The organism is Dactylosporangium salmoneum (genome assembly GCF_039532525.1).
GTDB lineage: Bacteria > Actinomycetota > Actinomycetes > Mycobacteriales > Micromonosporaceae > Dactylosporangium > Dactylosporangium salmoneum.
Map to the genome: position 1 here is coordinate 1 of NZ_BAAARV010000046.1, position 19,345 is coordinate 19,345.

Consider the following 19,345-nt stretch of genomic DNA (forward strand, 5'->3'; position numbering starts at 1 on the left):
GCCTCGCCGACGCCATCGAGGGGCGGGCCGGGACGGTCGCGCTCGGCGGCGACGGTGCGGAGGCCGCCCGCCTGCTCGGCGTCGCCGCCGGGCTTCGCGGGACCGCCGTGGCCGGGGACCCCGACGTCGCCCGGGCCGCCGCGGCCGCCCGCGAACTGGTGGGCCCGGACGCCTTCGCCGCCGCCTACTCGGCCGGACTGACAGGGCTGTCAGCCGATCGGTCGTGAACCGTCAGCGGTCCCCGCGACCGTATCGGCATGAAGAACACCACGGTCCTCATCTCCGGCGCGAGCATCGCCGGCCCCGCTCTCGCCCACTGGCTGGCCCGGTACGGCTGCACCGTCACCGTCGTCGAGCGCGCGCCCGGGCTGCGCACCGGCGGTCAGGCCGTCGACTTCAAGGGCGAGACCCACCGTACGGTGCTGACCCGCATGGGCATCCTCGACGACATCCGCGCGCTGCAGACCGGCGGGCAGGATCAGACCATCGTCGACGCGGCCGGGCGCCCGCTCGCCGTCATCCCCGGCGAGTTCACCGGCGGCGAGATCGAGATCCGGCGGGGCGAGCTGTCCCGGCTGCTGTACGAGCGGACCGCGGGCGACTGCGAGTACCTCTTCGGCGACACCGTCACGTCGCTGACCGACACTCCCGGCGGCGTGCACGTCACCTTCGCCGGCGCCGCCCCGCGCACCTACGACCTCGTCATCGGCGCCGACGGCATCCACTCCAACGTCCGGCGGCTCGCCTTCGGCCCGGAGCGCGACTTCGTGCGGCACCTCGGGCACTACTACGCCCTGGTCGAGCTCGGAGCCGACGGCGACCCGGTGATGTACAACGAGCCGGGCCGCATGGTCGCGCTCGGCGGTCCGAAGGCGCCCGCGTTCTTCGTCTTCGCGTCGCCGGAGCTGCAGTACGACCGCTACGACCCGCAGTCCCAGAAGGACGTGCTCCGCAAGGCGTACCGCGGGGCGAAGTGGCGCGTGCCGGAGCTGCTGGCCCGCCTGGACGACGCCACCGACGTGTACCTCGACTCGATCAGCCGCGCCGAGGTCCCCGCCTACGCCAAGGGCCGCGTCGCCCTCCTCGGCGACTCGGCATACGGCAACACCCTCGGCGGCTTCGGCACCGGCCTGGCGGTCGTCGGCGCGTACGTCCTCGCGGGCGAGCTGCACGCGGCGGGCGGCGACCACCGCACCGCGTTCGCCCGCTACGATTCGGTGTTCCGCGGCTACGCGAGCATCTCCCGCAAGGGCAAAGCGGGCCCATTCCTGGCCCCGGGCAACCGCGCGCGCATGGCGATGCGCAACTGGATGTTCCGCTCCCCATGGATGCTGCGCCAGCTGCTCAAGGCGACCGACAAGTTCGCCACGAGCATCGACCTGCCGCAGTACTCCTGACCGGCGTCGGCGGCGAAACGCATGAACTCCATGAGCGCTTTTGTGTCGCAATACGGCCGAAATAATTCCTTGTGGCGTTTCCCGCAGCCGCCTGCTACGACGCCGCGAACAAGATCATCGGCGGCGGCTCGGAGTATCCCGACCTCGTGCCGCCGTCCGGGAAGATCGCGGTGGAGGGGCACATCCTCACCTCCGGCAAGCCTGCCGCGTGCAAGGTCTTCCCGGGGTCTCCGATTGTGTAGGTGACCGGCTTTCACGCGGGCTGATCGGCCACGCCGCTCAGCCCGCGGCCGCGCTCACGCGCGCCAGGTGAGCAGGGGCGAAATCCGCGAAAGACCCGGCGCGCCCGCGACCCGGTCGGCCGAGTGGGTAGCGCGGTGCGAACACGCAGGCGCGGCACGAAGGGCTGGGGAGCGATGGGCATCATCACGGCGGACATGCGGAGGATCATCGACAGCGCGAGGCTCGCGTTCGTGGCGACGGTCTGCGAGGACGGCTTCCCGAACCTCTCCCCGAAAGGTTCCCTGCGCGTCCACGACGACGACCATCTGGTGTTCATGAACATGGCCTCGCCCACGACGGTGGCGAACCTGCGCCGCGATCCCCGGCTCGAGGTGAACGTGGTCGACTTCCTGCTCAGGCGTGGCTATCGCTTCCGGGGACACGCCGAGCTGCGCGGCGAGGGCGACCCCGTGTACGCATCGTCCCGCCAGTGGGTCCTGGACACCCACGGCCCAGGCTATCCGTGTCACGAGGCGGTGCTGATCCGGGTCGAACGGGCGCTGCCGGTGGACTCCCCCGCCTACACGTTCGGGCACTGGAGTGAGGAGGACCTGAAACGGGCGTGGGCCGACAAATACGGCCTGACACACGCGCAAGCGTGACGCTGCCGACAAGCAGGGTCGCCGCCACGGGGTTGAGGAGCAAGCAAGCGCTTGGTAGATTGATGCATGCGATTCGGCATCCTCTATCCCGCCGTCTTCTTCGCGCAGGCGGAGCGGTCGGTCACCCTTGAACCGGCCGGTGCCGCCTGATGCCGGTACACCGGGAACACCGCGGCCGGGTCATGCTGCTCACCATCGACCGGCCCGAGCGGCGCAACAGTCTCGACCACGCCACCCTCAACGCCTTGAGCAGCGGCCTGCGCGACGCCGCCGCCGACCGGGAGGTGCGCGCCGTCGTGCTGACCGCGACGGGCGAGCGGGCGTTCAGTGCCGGGCTGGACCTGAAGGCGGTGGCGGAGGCCGGGATGCCGGACCCCGCCGCGAGTCCGCTCCACCTCCTGCGCGACGGGTACCCGCTCCCGGTGCTCGCGGCGATCAACGGGCCGGCGCTCGGCGGCGGGTTCGAGCTGGCGTTGGCCTGCGACCTGCGGGTGGCCGCCGAGCACGCGTACTTCGCACTGCCCGAGGTCAGCCTGGGCATCGCCGCCACCGAGGGCGGGACCGACCTGCCGCAGCGGCTCCCCTTGGCGGTGGCGCTGGAGGTCGGGCTGACCGGCGACAGGCTCACCGCTTCCCGGGCGTACGAGCTGGGCCTGGTCAACCGGGTGGTGCCGGGGCCGGAGGTCCTGACGACGACGGTGGCGCTCGCCGAGCGGATCGCCGAGCACTCACCGGCGGCCGTGCGCACCACCAAGGATCTGATGTACCGGTCGATCGAGACCGACCGGGCCACGCTGCGGGCCCGGGCCCGGGAGGCGACGGACCGCCTGCTCGCCGGGCCGGACGTCGTCGAGGGCATGGCGGCCTTCGCCGGGAAGCGGGCACCGCGCTGGGCCGCGCCCGCCGCGTCCTGACGGGCCGGCCGAGCGATGTTCCGGGCGCTGCGACACCCGCCATTTCGCAAACTGTGGGCACTGGTCATCCTCGGCCAGCTCGGGTACTGGTTCTCGACGATCGCGTTCCAGTGGGAGGTCGCCCATCGCACCAGCAACGACCCCCTCGCCCTGGGCCTGCTCTACTTCTGCAGCCTCGCGCCGTTCCTGCTGTTCTCCCTGCCGGCCGGAATGTTCGCCGACAGCCGGGACAGGCGCAGACTGATCATCCTCGTCCAGGTCGCCGCGACGGCCCTGGCCGTCACGGCCACCCTGCTGGCCGCGCTGGCGGCCACATCCCTGCCGGCGTTGATGGGCCTGAGCTTCCTGGCCGGATGCGTCGCCACCGTCCTGTCCCCCACCAGCTATGCCCTCATCGCCAACGTCGTGCCGATGGAGGACATGGCCAGCGCGGTGCCGCTGCAGTCCGCGGGCGTCAACCTCGCCCGTATCACCGGCCCGGCACTGGTCGGCCCGGTGCTCATCGTCGGTGGGTCGGTCAGCGCCTTCGGTGCCTACGCGGCCCTGTCCGTCGCCGCCGTGACCCTGGCCGCGCGGCTCGCCCCGTCCGTGCGCCCTGCGGTGCCGGCGCCGGTCGAGTCGCTCTGGCAACGGGTCACGGCCGGTGTCAGCCACGCGCGGCAGCGGCGCCCGACGATGCCGGCACTCGCCGTCGTCGCGACGACGTCCCTGTTCGGCTCGTCCTACATGGCACAACTTCCGCTGATCGGGTCGCGGGTCTCCGACAACGGCGAGACCGCCTTCCTGACCCTGGTCACCCTGGGCGGCATCGGCTCGCTCGCCGGGGTGCTGTCCGTCGCCTGGCGTGGCCGGAGGCTCGGCGTGGCCTCGGCGGCGGCCCAGCTGGCGGCGCTCGGTGTCGTCGTGGGACTCATCGGCGTGACGCAATCGTTTCCGCTGCTCACCGTACTCATGATCCTCGGCGGCGGGCTCAGCTTCTCGATCATGACATCGGTCAACTCGATCGTGCAGCACGTCGTCGACGACGCTCAGCGCGGGCGGGTCATGAGCCTGTACTTCATCTGCTGGGGCGGCCTGCTCCCGCTCGGCGGCCTGGGCCTGGGCAGCCTGGTCCGCCTGGTCGACGTCGGCTGGGCCTTCGCCTGCAGCGGGTTCCTGGCCGTGCTTTCGGGGCTCGGCATCGCGCTGCGTGTCCGCCGATCCGCGAGCCACGAGGCCGAGGATTGACGAGCCCGGCGGGCCGGCGACGCGCGGACACGCTGATGTAACAAACGCTTGGTAGTGTTGCCGGACTTACCGTACCGTCGGTCCGCTCACGCCCATCGAACCGGGAGGAACACGTTGACGCGAGCGTTGAAAGACCGACGCGAGGCGATTCTCGACAGTGCCGCGGCGCTGTTCGCCAGCAAGGGCGTGGCGGCGACCACGGTACGCCAGATCGCCGACGAGGTCGGCATCCTCTCCGGCAGCCTGTACCACCACTTCGACTCGAAGGAGGCGATGGTCGACGAGATCGTCTCGTCCTACCTGACGAACCTCCAGGTCAGGTACGAGGCCGTGCTGGCCCGCGAGGCCGGTGCCCGCGAGCGGCTGCACGACCTGATCGTGGCGTCGCTCGAAGTGGTCGAGGAGCACCCGCACGCCACCGAGATCTACCAGAACGACCTCAACTACCTGCTGCAGTTCGCCCGGTTCGGCTACCTGAGGGAGTCCGGCCGCGCGGTCCAGGACGCGTGGCTGCGGGTGATCGAGGCGGGTATCGCCGAGGGCACGTTCCGCGACGACGTCAACCCGAAGATCCTCTACCGGTTCATGCGTGACTCCGTGTGGCTGACCGTGCGCTGGTTCAAGTCGAGCAAGGCACACTCGATCGCCGAACTGGCCGGGAACTGCACCTCGCTGTTCCTCGACGGCCTGACCGTTCGCGGCTGACCGCGGCGGGTGCCGCGCGCCGGTCACACCGGCGCGAGCATCGGGTCAGGTGGCGGGCACGAGCCGGAACTTCTGGATCTTCCCGCCCGGGGTCCGCGGGAACTCCTCGACGATCGACACCCGGCGCGGCACCTTGTAGTTGGCCATCGCCTCCCGGCAGAAGGCGATCAGCTCGTCCCCGGTGGCGTCGGCGCCGTGCCGGAGCAGCACGAACGCGTGCCCCACCTCACCCATCCGGGCATCCGGCGTACCGATGACGGCCACCTCCGCGACCGCCGGGTGCTCGGCGATGAGCCGTTCCACCTCGGCCGGGTAGACGTTGAAGCCGCCCACCACGAACATGTCCTTGATCCGGTCGGTCACCCACAGGTAGCCGTCCTCGTCGAGCCGGCCGACGTCACCGGTGTGCAGCCACCCGTCGGCGTCGACGGCCTTCGCGGTCGCCGCCGGGTCCTCGAAGTAGCCGGCCATCACGTTGTAGCCGCGCACCACGATCTCGCCGGACTCGCCGGGCGGCAGTAGCACGCCGAGCGGGTCCATGATGGCGACTTCGGTTCCCGGGATGGCCTTCCCGCAGCTCGTCGAGATCCGGTGCTCGTCGGCGTCCGGCGGGCAGACCGTCGCCGTGCCGCAGGTCTCGGTGAGCCCGTAGGCGGTGATGACCGACTCGAAGCCCAGCTCGCGCCGCATCCGTTCGAGCAGCGGCACCGGCACGATGGTCGACCCGGTCACGGCCAGCCGCACCGAGCTCAGGTCGAAGCGGCGAAACTGCGGCCGGTCGAGGATCGAGGTGTACACGGTCGGCGCGCCCGGAAAGACGGTGATCCGTTCCCGCTCGATGATCCGCATCGTGCGGTCGGCGTCGAACACCGCCATCGGGACCATCGTCGCCCGCCGGATCAGGCAGGCGAGCAGGCCGGCCCGGTAGCCGAAGCTGTGGAAGAACGGGTTGACGAGGAGGTACCGGTCCAACGGCCGCAGGCCCACGGCCTCGCTCCAGGCCAGGTTCACCCGCATGTTGGCCGCGTGGGTGACCGTCGCGCCCTTGGGATAGCCCGTGGTGCCCGAGGTGAACATGATGTCGGCGATGTCGTCGGGGCGCAGCCGCTCGATGCGCCGGTCGATCTCGTGCGCGGGTACCGCCTCGGCGCCGGCCAGGAACCGCTCGAACGGCAGGGCGAAAGGATCGTCGGTGGTATCGATCGTGACGACGGTCCGCACGTGCGGGAGCGCCGGGACCGGCATCCGGTCGGCCGGCGGCCGCGGGTCGCTGCCGCGCACCGCCGCGAGGTACCCGTTGTCGAGGAACCCGTCCTCGACGACCAGCAGACTCGCCCGGACCCGGCCGATCGCGTATCGGGCTTCCTCCCCCTTGAACCGGGTGTTGATCGGCGCGAGAACCCCACCGGCCGCCAGGATGCCGAGGGCGGCGATGATCCAGCGGCCGGAGTTGGGCGCCCACACGGCCGCCCGGTCACCCGGTCGCAGACCTCGCGCGACGGCCGCCCGTGCGAACGTGGTGACCTCGGCGTCGAGCTGCGCGAAGGTCAGCCTCAGGTCCCCGTCGACGACGGCCTCGACCGACGGGGAGTCGGCCGCCGCCATCCGTAGACACGCAGGGATCGTCGTCAGTTCGGCTTGTTCCACGTTCGCCACGCACGCCTCCGCATCGTCCCCACCCGGCTTGCACTTGCGATCACAACGGACCGATCAGGCGTACGTTCGGCACGCACCCATGGTCAGCGGTCCGCAGACAGGATCAATGCGCTGGTCGGCACGCCGACGCCAGCGGTCACCAGCACGTTGGCCACGTCTGCCGGCTGCGTGGTGGAGGTGCCGCGGATCAGCCGCACCCCCTCGGCGATGCCGTTGGTGCCGTGCAGGTACCCCTCGCCGATCTGCCCGCCGTGCGTGTTCGTCGGCAACGCCCCGTCGACCTCGAGGTTGCCGTCCGCGATGAAGTCCTTCGCCTCACCACGGCCGCAGAACCCGTACTCCTCCAACTGATGGAGCACGTACGGCGAGAAGTGGTCGTAGAGGATCGCGGCGTCGATGTCGCGCGGCCCGAGGTGCGACTGGGCCCACAACTGGCGGGCGCACAGCTCCACCTCCGGGATGCGGGTCAGGTCGTCGCGGTAGTAGCTCACCATCGGGTACTGATCGGGACCGATACCCTGGGCCGCCGCGGTCAGCACCGCCGGTGGATGCCGGAGGGTACGGGCACGCTCGGTGCTCACGATGACCATCGCCTGCCCGCCGTCGGTCTCCTGGCAGCAGTCGAGCAACCGCAGCGGTTCGGCGATCCACCGCGACGCCTGGTGGTCGGCGAGCGTGATCGGCTTGCCGTAGAACCACGCGCGCGGGTTGGCGGCGGCGTGCTTGCGCACGGTCACCGCGACCCGGCCGAAATCCTCGGTGGTGGCGCCGTAGGCGTGCATGTAGCGCCGGGCGAACATGGCGGTGTGCTGCGCCGGGGTGAGCAGTCCGTACGGATTGACCCAGGCACGGTACTCGTTCTCCGCCGTGGCCGCGGTCTTCCCCGGCGGCGGGCCCTGGCCGAACCGCACGCCGGAGCGTTCGTTGAAGGCCCGGTAGGCCACGACCACGTCGGCGATCCCGCTGGCCACCGCCATCGCCGCCTGCTGCACCGGCGCGCACGCCCCGCCGCCGCCGTGCGGGATCCGGCTGAAGAACTTGAGCTCGGGAATGCCGAGCGATCGGGCCACCATGGTCTCCGGGTTGGCGTCCATGGTGAAGGTGGTCATGCCGTCGACGTCCTGCGGGCTCAGGCCGGCGTCGTCGAGGGCGGCGAGCACCGCCTCGACGGCGAGCCGGAGCTCGCTGCGGCCGGAGTTCTTCGAGAACTCCGTCGCGCCGATGCCGGCGATCGCCGCCTTCCCGGACAGAAAGTCGGACGTCATGACATTCCCTCCTGCTGCTGCGGGAGCCGCACCGTCACCGTCGAGGTCGCGTGCGTGCCGGTCCCGGTCGTCCCCGCCACCGCGACGGTGACCAGGTCACCGTCGACCGCGGTGACCTCGCCGGTCAGGGTGAGCGTTCCACCGGGGAAGTTCGGCACGCCCAGCCGGGTGGACAGGGCGGTGAGCCGCGCCCCCGGGCCGGTCCAGTCGGTGACGTAGCGGCTGATGAGACCGTTGGAGTTGTTGATGCTCATGTAGACGTCCGGGGTACCGCGCGCGATGGCCAGGTCCGGGTCGTGATGGACGTCCTCGAAGTCACGGGTGGCCAGCGCACCGGCGACGATGAGCGTGCGGGTGACGGGCAGCCGCAGCTCGGGCAGCTTGTCGCCGACCCTGACCTGGCCGGCCCGGCGGGTGGGGTGGCTCATGCGGTCCCTCCAGCGATCTGCGCGCCGACCTGCTCCAGGTGCCAGCCGGCCGAGCCGAGGGTGTTGGCCAGCTGGCTGCTCCACAACATGTAGCGGTGGATCGGGTAGGTGATGTCGGAGCCGATGCCGCCGTGCAGGTGCTGCACCACGCGGGCCACCCGGTCGCCGGTGTCGGCGGACCACCACTTCGCCACGTGCGCCGCGGACGCCGCCGGACGGCCGGTCTCCAGCCGCCACAGCGCGTTCCAGAAGGTGACCTCCATCGCCGCCGTGTCGATGTGGCAGTTGGCGGCCTGGTGGGCCGCCGCCTGGAAGGTCGCCAGCGGCACCCCGAACTGCTCCCGCTGGGACAGGTACGTCGCGGTCTGGCGAACCGATTCCTGACTCACGCCGAGCTGGATCGCGGCGAGCCCGACCCAGGCGCGCTGCAGGAGCCAGTCCAGCACGTCCTCCCCGCCGTCCTGCGCCGGACCCGCGCCGAGCGGTTGCGCCGGCGCCGAGTCGAGGGTCAGGTCCGTCGACCGGCCCCGGTCGGTGCGCTCGAAGCTCTGCCGCCGTACCCCGGTCCCGTCGCACGGCACGAGGAACAGCGCCGTCGCGCCCGAATCCAGCCGCGCGGGCACCACCACGGCGTCGGCGACGTGCCCGTACGGCACCGACAGCACCTCGCCGCTGACCGACCAGGCGTCGCCCGAACCGGTTGCCGCGACCGGCGGCAGCCAGGGCCGCGCCGCACCCGGCTGCTCCAACGCGACGGTGATGACGGCCGAGCCGTCGGCGATCCGCGGCAGCCAGTCGGCGCGCTGCTTGCCGGTCCCGTATCGGGCCATTGCCAGCGCACCGAGGAAGGCCGTCTCCCACAGCGGCACCAGGCACACCCGGCGGCCCTGCTCGATGAGCGCGAGTGTGGTCTCCGCGAAGCCCAGCCCGGCGCCGCCGAACTCCTCCGGCACGCCGAGCCCGAGTACCCCGGCATCGGCGAGCTCGCGCCACAGCCGACGGTCGAAGCGCTCCTCGCCGGCCTCGATCTCGGCGAGCCGCTGCGGGTCCGCGTGCCGGCCGAACGTTTCCGCCGCGACCTCGCGGACCGCGATCTGACCCTCGGTGAGTTCGAAGTCCATCACATCTCCTCGCGCCGGGCGCGCGCACGCGGCAGCGTCAGCTCGTCGTCGTACGTCAGCCAGTCGATCTCGACCGGCATGCCGATGCGCACCTCGGCCGGGTCCCCGGCGAAGTCCGCGACCAGGCGCGTGCCCTCCTCGAGGTCGATCAGTACGACGGTGAGCGGGTAGTCGAATCCCGGCGCCTTCGGGTGGTGGCTGACCACGAAGCTGTGCACGCTGCCACGGCCGCTCGCCGTCACCTCGTGCCAGTCGAAGGACCGGCAGTGCGGGCAGGCCGGCGACGGTGGGTGGCGCAACCGGCCGCATGCGTCGCAGGCCTGGATGACCAGCCGGCGCTCCCGCGCGGCGGCGAACCAGAACTCGTTGTCGCGGGTGACGAACGGCTTGGGCCGCTGCGCCGGGTCGGCGGCCGAAGCGTCGGCGGGGGAAGGATCGGCGGGGGAAGGTTTGGCCGCCGCGGGGCTGAACCGCAGAATGCGGAACCGCTGCTCCGCGACGACTTCCCCGTGCTGGTCGACGTAGGTGCGGGCGGTGGTGATGAAGTAGCCGGGACCCAGCCCGGTCTGCTTGCGGGGCGAGATCTCGACGATGACCGTCCGCATCGAGAGCTGGTCGCCCTCGCGCAGCTCGCGATGGTAGGTCTGCTCGTCGTTCGTGGCGACGACGCCGGTGAAGCCCGCCTCGTCGAGGAGCGCGAGCAGGCGCGCCATGGCGGTGTCCGCGGCCGGGCCGGAGCGGGCCGCCAGGTGCGCCTTGTAGCCCACCATCAGCCAGGTCGACAGCATCGCCGGCGGGGCCACGATGCCGTCCCGGCCGTTCGCGGCGGCGGCCTCGGCGTCGAGGTACACCGGGTTCTCGTCGCCCATCGCCTCGACGAAGTGGCGGATCATCGCGCGGTTGACCGGCTCCTGGGCGTGGCGCACCGGTGTCGCCTCCTGCCCGACGAACGCCCGCAGCGCCGCGAGCAACGTGTCCTCGCCGGTCACCGTTGTCGTGGTGGTCATCGACGTCACCGGCCCTTCCGGGGCATGCCGAGACCGCGCGTGGCGATCACGTCGCGCAGCACCTCGTTGGTGCCGCCGCCGAAGGTGTTGATGTAGGAGCCGCGGGTGAGCGCCTCCAGCCGCCCGTCCAGCGGCGCGCCCGCGGACCCCGGCCGGCGGGTCGCCAGCGGACCGACCGCGCCGAGCAGGGTCCGGCACACCCGGTCGTGCGTCTCGGTGCCGAAGACCTTCGCCACGGCCGCCGACGCCGGGTCCGGGCTCTGCGCCTCGCCCAGCACCGCGAGCTTCCAGTTGAGCAGCCGCATCGCCTCGATCTCCACGTAGGTGCGGGCGAGGTCGTGGCGGACCCAGGGCTGGTCCACGGGCCGCCCCGCGCCCTGGTCCTGGCGGCACCAGTCGGCCACGTCCTCCCACAGCTGTTCGGTGCGCCCGCCGAACGCGGCGAGGCCGACCCGTTCGTGGCCCAGCTGTGAGTTGATCAGCTTCCACCCGCCGTGCAGCTCGCCCACCAGGTTCTCCCGCGGCGCCCGCACGTCGCTGTAGTAGGTGACGTTGGTGTGGGTGAGCCCGGAGGTCGCGATCGGGGTGCTGCTGAACCCGGGGTCCGATGTGGACACGATGACGATGGAGATGCCGTGGTGCCTGGGCTCGGCCGGATCGGTCCGGCAGGCCAGCCAGATGTAGTCCGCCTGGGAGGCGCCGCTGGTGAACACCTTGTTGCCGTTGATCACCCAGTCGTCACCGTCGAGCACCGCGCGCGTCTTGAGCGAGGCGAGGTCGGTGCCCGAGTCCGGCTCGGTGTAGCCGATCGCGAACAGGACGTCTCCGGTGAGCATCCCGGGCAGGTACGTGCGCTTCTGCTCCTCGGTGCCGAACCGCTGGATCGTCGGCCCGATGTTGTTGATGGTGACGAACGGGAACGGCGCCCCGGCCCGCTGTACCTCGTCGAAGAGGATGTACTGGTCGACGGCGGGACGGCCCTGCCCGCCGTACTCGGTGGGCCAGCCGAGGCCGAGCCATCCGTCGCGGCCCATCTGCCGGACCACCTCGCGGTAGGCGGGGCGGTCCTCGTTCATGCCGCCGATCGCCTCCCGCACCTCGGGGGTCAGCAGCCGCGCGAAGTACGCCCGCAGCTCCCGGCGCAGTTGGTGCTGTTCGTCCGTGTATTCCAGGAACACCGCTCAGTCCTTCCGGGAGTCGCGCGCGGACGGGATCAGCGCCCCGCGCCCATGTTCGACGAACTCGGCGGCCAGCCGCTCGCGCTCGTGGCGGTCGAGCAACCGGTACTCGCGTTCGTTGCCGGTGCGGCAGTACACCGTGTCCTCGGTGACCCAGGCCGCCCGGCGCAGCACGGTCTTGGCCACCTTGTTGTTGCCGGTGGTGGGTACTTCGGTCAGGACGCGCACGAACCTGGGCCGCCACTTGGTGCCCATGTCGGCCTGCTCGTCCAGGAAGCCGGCGAACGCGGCGGGGTCGAAGCCGGCGTCCGGCACCAGTTGCAGGCCACACATCACCTGGTCGCCGGTGCGCGGGTCGGGCACCGCGTAGACGAGCGCGATCGCCACCGGGGCCCAGCGCTCCAGGATCCGCTCGACGGGTGCGGCCGCGAAGTTCTCGCTGTCCACCCGCAGCCAGTCCGACGAGCGCCCGGCGAAGTAGAAGTAGCCGTCCGCGTCGCGGTAGGCCAGATCGCCGGTCCAGAAGTCGCCGCCCCGGACCCGCTGGGCCTGCGCCTGCGGGTTCTTGTAGTAGCCCTCGAACGCCGCCGCCTTGCCGATCGCGACGATCTCACCGATCGCCTCGTCGGCGTTGAGCAGGCGGCCGTGCTCGTCCCACACCGCGGGCGGGCACTGCGATCCCTGCTCGTCGAGCACGCGGACGTCGGTGCCGCCGACCGGCAGCCCGAGCGAGTCGTCCGGCGCGTCCGGCGTCCGGTTGAGCCGGAACACGCCTTCGCTGGAGCCGTAGCCCTCCGAGACCCGGCACGTGAACCGTTCGCTGAACCGCCGCACGTCCGCCAGCGACGCCTCGGTGCCGACCGCGAGGCTCAGGGTGCTGCCGCGGTCGCGTGGGTCCTCGGGCACCGAGAGCACGTAGCTCAGCGCCCGGCCGACGTAGTTGAAGTACGTGAGACCGTACCGGTGCAGGTCCCGCACGAAGCCGGAGGCGGAGAACTTGCGGGTCATGACGACCGTGCTGCCCACGTACATCGACGGGGCGAGGTTGAGCATGATGGCGTTGCCGTGGAACAGCGGCATGCACAGGTAGCTCACCGAGGCGAGCGTCAGCTCGGCCCGCTCGGCGAGCGCGACCGCGAGGGCGCCCAGCCGCCCTTGCGAGCAGATCACCGCCTTCGGCGCGCCGGTGGAGCCCGAGCTGTAGAGCAGCAGCTGGATGTCTCGCGGATCCGGATCGCCGTCCGGCAGCGCGGCGTCGCGGTAGGGCCGGAGCCAGTCCTGATAGCCCGCACTGTCCACATTGAACACCTGGTCCGGCCGCACCCCGTGGTCGATGCCGTCGAGCAGGCCGGCCAGCCGGTCCTCGGTGAGGATCAGGTCGCACTCGGTGTGCCGGATGTCGCCGGCGAGCTCGGCGCCGCGGCGGGTCGGGTTGATGCCGATGAGGACGGAGCCGCTCAGCGCGGCCGCGCCGATCCAGAAGACGAAGTCCGGCACGTTCTCGAGCAACACTCCAATGTGGACCTGCCCGCCGTTGCGGGGCAGGCGGGCGAGCGCGGCGGCCCGCACCGCTGACTCGTGTACCACTTCGGCCCAGGTCCACTCCTGGTCCCCGAAGCGCAGACCCACCCGGTCGTCATTCGCTCTGGACCGCACCACTTCGGCAAACGTGCGCACCGGCAGCTCCGCTCGAACGATGGAGGAATTGACCGCCCCGCGATCGGGTAGCCAAACAAGCGCTTGGTTGGAATCTATAGTCGTGATTCACGCGTGGTCAAGGCACAGCGATGCGTGATGTGCCACTCCTGCCGAGACGCCTGCGCACCGGCCGGACCTCGATCCACTCGATGGAGAGCTCCCGCCGGGCGATCAGCCAGCGCCCGTCGTCATGGCGATAGTGGTCGGCGTAGCGCAGGTACCACACCAGGTCCGTGATCGCGCCGTCCGGGTGCTCGGTGACGTGATGCGCGACGCCGCTCACCCAGCCCCGCGCCGTGCCCGGCTCGGCCGGCTCGAGGACCAGACCGAGGATCCCGTGCATGGTCGCCGCGATGCCGTGCAGCGGCGCCAGCGCCTCGGCGATCTGCTGCCGGCCGGCGTACGCCCGCACCGGATCGAGCCGCGCCGGCGGGTCGGGCAGCACGAGCACCGCGTCCGCGGTGAAGAGTTCCACCGCTGCGGACAGCTCACGCCGGTCGACCAGATACGCGTAGCGGTGCGCCAGATCGCCGAGCTGCTCGCGGCCGGAACCCGCGATCACGACCCGGCCAGCCCGAGCCGATCCGCGCAGGCGGACATCTCGTCCATCACCGCGGCGAGGTCCGGGCTGTCGGTGACGGTGAGCAGCACCCGGTCGGCGCCGAGCGCCGCCAGCCGCTCGGCCCGCTCCGGCGTGATCTTCGCCGCCGAATAGCCGAGCGTGAGCTCCAGCCGGTCCGGATCACGGCCGCACGCGCTCGCCTCGTCCCGCATGATCCCCACGAGCCGGCGAAGGTCGTCGCCGACCACACCGAGCGGCTGCAGCCCGTCGCCGCGCCGACCGGCCCGGCGCGCGGCCGCCACGCTGTGTCCGCCGATGTGGATCGGGACACCGCCGGGCTGCAGGGGCTTGGGGTAGCTCATCGCGCGGTCGAGCCGGAAGAACTCGCCGTGGTGGGTGGCCCCGTCGGGGGCGGTGTCCGCCCACAGCGCCCGCATCACGTCGATGGACTCGTCGGCGCGCCGGCCGCGGCTGGCGAAGTCGGTCCCGCAGGCCTCGATCTCCTCGCGCATCCAGCCCATGCCGACGGCCAGGCGGAGCCGTCCGCCGCAGAGCACGTCGAGCGTCGCCACCCGCTTCGCCAGCACCACCGGGTGGTGGTTGGGGAGCACCAGCACCCCGGTGGCCAGGCCGATCCGGCTCGTACGGCCGGCCAGGAACGCCAGCAGCTCGAGCGGATCGGGGATGGGACAGTCGTCCGGCAGCTCCATCCGGCCGGATGCGTCGTAGGGGTAGGCGTTGTCGTAGCGGCTCACCACCACGGCGTGCTCCACCACGACGATCGACTCGAAGCCGCACGCCTCGGCGTGCGCGGCGAACGCCGCGATCCAGGCGGGGTCCGCCGTCGTGCCGGTGACCGCGGGGGCCAGCATCGCGTACTTCATGAGCAGTTTCCATTCGAGGTCAGCTGGGCGAGCATGGCGTAGAGCGGATCGGCCGTGGAGGGCTGCTGGCCCACCACGGCGGAGTCGTCGGGTGGCGCGTCCGTGAAGTGCCGCAGGTCGCGCTCGCCGGTGACCAGCAGGGCCGCCGCCACCGCCCATCGGCCGTCGCGGCGCTCGAACCGGTCCACGTACCGGTAGGCGGCGCGGATTCGGGTGGCCACCGCACCTTCCGGCACGAGCGGGGACGGCGGCACGAAGGTCTGGGTCGCGAACCCGTACGTCTCCGCCACCGCGGTGTCCGGGCCGCCGAACTCGACCAGGATGTTGCCGACGTAGTGCGCGGTGTGCCGCATGCCGACCCGCCGCGCCTTGACGAACTCGACGAACCCCTCCGGCCCGCCTTCGTACGGCCCGTGCCGGATCGCCGCGTCGGCGTGGTAGAAGCGCGCGAGCAGCGGCCAGTCGCACCGGTCCACCGCGCGGCAGTACCGTTTGACGGCATCCTCGATCTCGGCCCGGTCCAGCAGTTGCGCCTGCGTGAGCATGTCAGCCTCCAGCCGTGGCGGGCTGCGCCGCGGCGGTGACCGGCACCAGGTGGCACGCCGCGGTGCCCCCGCCCGGCACCGGGCGCGGCGACGGCATCTCCACCGAGCAGATGTCGATCGCCTTGGCGCAGCGGCCGTGGAACGGGCAGCCGGTCGGCGGCCTGCTCGGGTCCGGCGGCTCGCCGGCCAGCCGGAAGCGCCCGGTGCCCTGTTGCGTCAACGATGTCGAGGGCACCGACTTCAGCAGCGCCTCGGTGTAGGGGTGGGCGGGGGCGCCGAACACCCGCGCCGTGCTGCCCTCCTCCACGATGGACCCCAGGTACATGACCGCGACCCGGTGGGCGAGGTGCCCGACGACGCCGAGGTCGTGCGAGATGAACAGGTAGGACACCCCGGACTCGGCCTGCAGGTCCTTCATCAGGTTGAGGATCTGGTTGCGGGTGCTCACGTCCAGCGCGCTCACCGCCTCGTCGGCGATGATCACTTCCGGATCCGTGGCGAGCGCGCGGGCGATCGCGACGCGCTGGCGCTGGCCGCCGCTGAACTCCTGGGGATAGCGGCCCAGGTACTGAGCGGACAGGCCGGCCATCTCCAGCACCTGCACGACCCGGTCCCGCCGTCCGGCCCGGTCCAGCTTGGTGTGGACGTACAGTGGCTCGGCCACGATCTCGTCGATGGTCATGGACGGGTCCAGCGACGAGTACGGGTCCTGGAACACCATCTGCACGTGGCGCCGATGCTCACGCAGCTGGCTGCCGGTCAGCGTGGTGACGTCCCGGCCGAGCCAGCGGATGGTCCCGGAGGTGGCACGCAACAGACGCAGTGCGGCGCGGGCGGTGGTGGACTTGCCGGAGCCCGACTCGCCGACGAGCGCCAGCGTCTCGCCCCGGTCGAGCTGGAAGCTCACCCCATTGACCGCGTGAATGATGGGCTTGCGCCGACGCAGCCTCGATCCGCCGAAGCGGACGCTGAGCTGTTCGACCTCGAGCACCGACTGCCTCATACCCAGCCTCGCAGTGAGAGTTCGTCAGCCCGCACGCACCGTTGCGCGTGGGTGCCTTGGGCGTACGTCAGGGGGATGTCCGCGGCGGTGCATTGCTCGGCCGCGTAGGAGCAGCGCGGCGCGAACCGGCATCCGGTGGCCTCGTCGCCGGCCACCCGGGCGGTGCCCGGGATGACGTTCAGGCGCCCCTGATCGGTCGTGAGATGCGGCATCGCCGACAGCAGCCCCTCGGTGTAGGGGTGGCGCGGCTCGCCCAGCACCTGCGAGCGGGTGCCCGTCTCGACCACCTCGGCCGAGTACATGACGTTGATCCGGTGCGCCAGCTCCCCCACCATCGCCAGGTCGTGACTGACCACGATCATCGCCATGCCCAGTTCGTCCTGCAGGCTGCGGAACAGATCGATGATCTGCGCCTGAATCGTGACGTCCAGCGCGGTGGTCGGCTCGTCGGCGAGCAGCAGCGCGGGCGAGCAGGCGATGGCCATGGCGATCATGGCACGCTGGGCCATGCCGCCGGAGAACTCGTGCGGATAGGCGTCCACCCGCAGGTCCGCCCGGGGGATGCCGACCTGGCGCAGCAGCTCGATCGCGCGTTGCCGGGCCTGGCGCCGGCCGATCCGCTCGTGCCGGCGGATCACGGCCATGATCTGGTCGCCGACGGTGAACGCGGGGTTCAGGCTCGCCGACGGTTCCTGGAAGACCACGCCGATGTCCCGGCCGCGCACCTCCTGCATCTGGGACTCCGGCAGCGCCAGCAGATCGCGCCCGGCCAGCCGGATCGACCCGGCCGCGATGCGCGCCTGACGCGGCAGCAGCCGCGGGATCGACATGCAGGTGACGGTCTTGCCGGAGCCGGACTCACCCACCAGGCCGAGGGTCTCGCCGGGTGCGACGGAGAAGCTGACCCCGTCCACGACGCGCCGCCACCCGGCGTCGGTGCGGAACTCCACGCACAGGTTCTCGACCTCGAGCGTCGACTGCGTCGTGGTCTTCGTGGTCGTCGTGGTCATCACCGGCTCGCTCATCCTCGCCGCTCCGCTCGTCCGAACGAGTCGCGCAACCCGTCGCCCAGCACGTTGAACGCCAGCACGGTCAGCGCGATGGCGAGGCCCGGCCAGACCATCAGCCACGGCTGGCGGCTGAGCTCCCGCGCGGCCGAGCCGAGCATCGATCCCCAGCTGGCATCGGGGGGCTGCGCGCCGAGGCCGAGGAAGCTCAGGCTGGCCTCGGCGAGCATCGCGAAGCCCATCATCAGCGACACCTGGACGATCACGGGCGGCAGGATGTTGGGCAGCATGTGCGTGCGCAGGATCCGCCCGGTCGGGGTGCCGATGCTGCGCGACGCCTCGAAATAGGTGTCGTTGCGGATGGCGAGGGCGGCACCGCGGGCCACCCGGATGGTCCGCGGGATGTAGATGATCCCGACCGCGATCATCGCGTTCACGATGCCCGGTCCGAGCGCGCCCACCACGCCGACGGCGAGGATGATCGGCGGGAAGCCCATCAGCCCGTCGGTGACGAGCATGACCACCCGGTCGGTGATGCCACCCAGGTAGCCGGCGGCGAGCCCGATCGGCAGGCCGATCACGACCGCGAACGCCACCGCGATCCCGGCCGCCAGCAGCGACAGCCGGGCGGCGTACATCAGCCGGGACAGCACGTCGCGGCCGAGCTGGTCGGTGCCGAGCGGATACGAGCCGGACGGGCCTTCCATCACGCGGTTCAGGTTCTGCGCGTTCGGGTCGTGCGGGGCGAGCACCCCGGCGAAGACCGCGACGACGACCATCGCGGCGATGAACGCCAGGGCCAGCATCGCCAGGCGCTGCCGGCGGAAGCGGCGCAGCACCCCTCGCGACGCGGGCGCCGTGGTCGCCGGGGCGTTGGGGGACGTCGTCACGCCCATTGTGACCTCACCTTGGGGTTGAGCCATGCGTAGGACAGGTCGACGAGCGTGTTGACCACGACCGCCACCATGACCGTCATCAGGATCACGCCCTGGATCAGCGGCATGTCCTGCGCGAGGACCGCGTTGACCATGAGCGAGCCGAGACCCGGCAGGCTGAAGATCTGCTCGATCAGCACCGCCCCGCCGAGAATGCGGGTGAACTGCAGGCCGAGCACGGTGACGACCGGGATCGCGGCGTTCTTCGCCACGTACTTGCCGAGCACCATGCCCCGCCGCAGGCCCTGCGACCGCGCGGTGGTCACGTAGGGCAGTTCCTTCACCTCCACGATGGCGCTGCGGACCTGGCGGGCGGTCTCCGCGCCGAACGCCGCGCCGAGCGCGATGCCGGGCAGGATCAGGTGCTGCGCCCAGCCGGCCGGGTCCTCGGTGAACGGCACGTACTCGCCCACCGGCAGCCAGCGCAGCGTCAGCGCGAACAGCAGCACCAGCAACAGCGCGAGCCAGTAGTTCGGGGTCGCGATGCCGGCGGAGGACAGCACCATGCTCGCCTTGTCGACGAACTTGTTCTTCCTCGTCGCCGCGATCGTGCCGAGGATGACGCCGCCGACCGTGCCGAACAGCAGCGCGACCAGGGCGAGCGTGACGGTGACCGGTAGCCGCTCCGCGATCAGGTCGGTCACCGGGCGCATGAACATCAGCGAGTCGCCGAGGTCACCGGTGACCGCGCCACCGAGCCAGTGCAGGTACTGCACGACGACCGGATCGTTCACGCCGAGTTGCTCGCGGATCAGCGCGATCTGCGCGTCGGTCGCGTTCGGCCCGGCGATGCGCGCCGCCGGATCGCCCGGCACGGCGAGGATCAGCCCGAAGGTGGCCATGGAGACCACGATCATGACCGGGACGAGCGTGACGATCCGCTTCAGCGCAAACCACCACATTCCAAGCTCCAATCTCGACAGACGCCC

21 protein-coding genes are annotated in these 19,345 nt (G+C 71.4%); 7 read left to right on the top strand and 14 right to left on the bottom strand.

Annotated features, from left to right (window positions below; genetic code table 11):
* The 7 genes from ABD352_RS26065 to ABD352_RS26095 all read left to right on the top strand — a co-directional run.
* The coding region (locus ABD352_RS26065; protein ID WP_344615109.1) for a hypothetical protein at nt 1-227 on the top strand (227 nt) is incomplete at its 5' end.
* Nucleotides 228-257: 30 nt separating this feature from the next.
* Complete coding sequence (locus ABD352_RS26070; protein ID WP_344615110.1) at nt 258-1,397, top strand: FAD-dependent monooxygenase; 1,140 nt, start codon at nt 258-260, stop codon at nt 1,395-1,397.
* 71 nt (nt 1,398-1,468) lie between these two features.
* Nucleotides 1,469-1,639 (top strand): hypothetical protein, encoded by a 171-nt coding sequence (locus tag ABD352_RS26075; protein WP_344615111.1) that lies wholly within the window; start codon nt 1,469-1,471, stop codon nt 1,637-1,639.
* 174 nt (nt 1,640-1,813) lie between these two features.
* A complete protein-coding gene (locus ABD352_RS26080; protein WP_344615112.1) occupies nt 1,814-2,281 on the top strand; it encodes a pyridoxamine 5'-phosphate oxidase family protein in 468 nt (155 codons plus the stop codon).
* Between the two features lie 149 nt (nt 2,282-2,430).
* Nucleotides 2,431-3,195 carry an enoyl-CoA hydratase/isomerase family protein gene (locus ABD352_RS26085; RefSeq protein WP_344615113.1) on the top strand — a complete coding sequence of 255 codons (765 nt, stop codon included), beginning with the start codon at nt 2,431-2,433 and terminating at the stop codon, nt 3,193-3,195.
* Nucleotides 3,196-3,210: 15 nt separating this feature from the next.
* The gene (locus tag ABD352_RS26090) at nt 3,211-4,422 is read left to right on the top strand and encodes an MFS transporter (RefSeq protein ID WP_344615114.1); all 1,212 of its coding nucleotides are present in this window, start codon (nt 3,211-3,213) and stop codon (nt 4,420-4,422) included.
* A 126-nt stretch (nt 4,423-4,548) separates the two neighbouring features.
* The gene (locus ABD352_RS26095; protein WP_344615115.1) at nt 4,549-5,127 is read left to right on the top strand and encodes a TetR/AcrR family transcriptional regulator; all 579 of its coding nucleotides are present in this window, start codon (nt 4,549-4,551) and stop codon (nt 5,125-5,127) included.
* Between the two features lie 45 nt (nt 5,128-5,172).
* Here the strand turns inward: ABD352_RS26095 and ABD352_RS26100 are convergent, their stop codons facing one another.
* From ABD352_RS26100 to ABD352_RS26165, 14 genes are all read right to left on the bottom strand, one after another.
* Entirely contained in the window at nt 5,173-6,783 is a 1,611-nt protein-coding gene (locus ABD352_RS26100) for a FadD3 family acyl-CoA ligase (protein WP_344615116.1), read from the bottom strand.
* 83 nt (nt 6,784-6,866) lie between these two features.
* Nucleotides 6,867-8,048: a lipid-transfer protein gene (locus tag ABD352_RS26105; RefSeq protein WP_344615117.1), complete on the bottom strand. Its 1,182-nt coding sequence runs from the start codon at nt 8,046-8,048 to the stop codon at nt 6,867-6,869.
* Complete coding sequence (locus ABD352_RS26110) at nt 8,045-8,476, bottom strand: hotdog family protein (protein ID WP_344615118.1); 432 nt, start codon at nt 8,474-8,476, stop codon at nt 8,045-8,047. The genes ABD352_RS26105 and ABD352_RS26110 overlap by 4 nt, the downstream gene beginning before the upstream one ends.
* Entirely contained in the window at nt 8,473-9,597 is a 1,125-nt protein-coding gene (locus tag ABD352_RS26115; RefSeq protein WP_344615119.1) for an acyl-CoA dehydrogenase family protein, read from the bottom strand. The genes ABD352_RS26110 and ABD352_RS26115 overlap by 4 nt, the downstream gene beginning before the upstream one ends.
* Nucleotides 9,597-10,604: a bifunctional MaoC family dehydratase N-terminal/OB-fold nucleic acid binding domain-containing protein gene (locus ABD352_RS26120; protein ID WP_344615120.1), complete on the bottom strand. Its 1,008-nt coding sequence runs from the start codon at nt 10,602-10,604 to the stop codon at nt 9,597-9,599. Before ABD352_RS26120 ends, ABD352_RS26115 begins: the two co-directional genes overlap by 1 nt.
* 5 nt (nt 10,605-10,609) lie before the next feature.
* The gene (locus ABD352_RS26125; RefSeq protein ID WP_344615121.1) at nt 10,610-11,782 is read right to left on the bottom strand and encodes an acyl-CoA dehydrogenase family protein; all 1,173 of its coding nucleotides are present in this window, start codon (nt 11,780-11,782) and stop codon (nt 10,610-10,612) included.
* Nucleotides 11,783-11,785: 3 nt separating this feature from the next.
* On the bottom strand, nt 11,786-13,459 hold the full coding sequence (locus ABD352_RS26130; RefSeq protein ID WP_344615122.1) for an AMP-binding protein: 1,674 nt from the start codon (nt 13,457-13,459) through the stop codon (nt 11,786-11,788).
* A 97-nt stretch (nt 13,460-13,556) separates the two neighbouring features.
* Nucleotides 13,557-14,042: a nuclear transport factor 2 family protein gene (locus ABD352_RS26135; RefSeq protein ID WP_344615123.1), complete on the bottom strand. Its 486-nt coding sequence runs from the start codon at nt 14,040-14,042 to the stop codon at nt 13,557-13,559.
* Nucleotides 14,039-14,926: an LLM class F420-dependent oxidoreductase gene (locus ABD352_RS26140; RefSeq protein ID WP_344615124.1), complete on the bottom strand. Its 888-nt coding sequence runs from the start codon at nt 14,924-14,926 to the stop codon at nt 14,039-14,041. The genes ABD352_RS26135 and ABD352_RS26140 overlap by 4 nt, the downstream gene beginning before the upstream one ends.
* A complete protein-coding gene (locus ABD352_RS26145; RefSeq protein ID WP_344615125.1) occupies nt 14,923-15,471 on the bottom strand; it encodes a nuclear transport factor 2 family protein in 549 nt (182 codons plus the stop codon). The genes ABD352_RS26140 and ABD352_RS26145 overlap by 4 nt, the downstream gene beginning before the upstream one ends.
* Nucleotide 15,472: 1 nt before the next feature.
* Nucleotides 15,473-16,462: an ABC transporter ATP-binding protein gene (locus ABD352_RS26150; protein ID WP_344615126.1), complete on the bottom strand. Its 990-nt coding sequence runs from the start codon at nt 16,460-16,462 to the stop codon at nt 15,473-15,475.
* Between the two features lie 8 nt (nt 16,463-16,470).
* Nucleotides 16,471-17,499: an ABC transporter ATP-binding protein gene (locus ABD352_RS26155; protein WP_344615127.1), complete on the bottom strand. Its 1,029-nt coding sequence runs from the start codon at nt 17,497-17,499 to the stop codon at nt 16,471-16,473.
* Nucleotides 17,496-18,377 (bottom strand): ABC transporter permease, encoded by an 882-nt coding sequence (locus tag ABD352_RS26160; protein ID WP_344615128.1) that lies wholly within the window; start codon nt 18,375-18,377, stop codon nt 17,496-17,498. Before ABD352_RS26160 ends, ABD352_RS26155 begins: the two co-directional genes overlap by 4 nt.
* The gene (locus tag ABD352_RS26165; protein ID WP_344615129.1) at nt 18,368-19,318 is read right to left on the bottom strand and encodes an ABC transporter permease; all 951 of its coding nucleotides are present in this window, start codon (nt 19,316-19,318) and stop codon (nt 18,368-18,370) included. The genes ABD352_RS26160 and ABD352_RS26165 overlap by 10 nt, the downstream gene beginning before the upstream one ends.
* Nucleotides 19,319-19,345 lie beyond the last annotated feature (27 nt).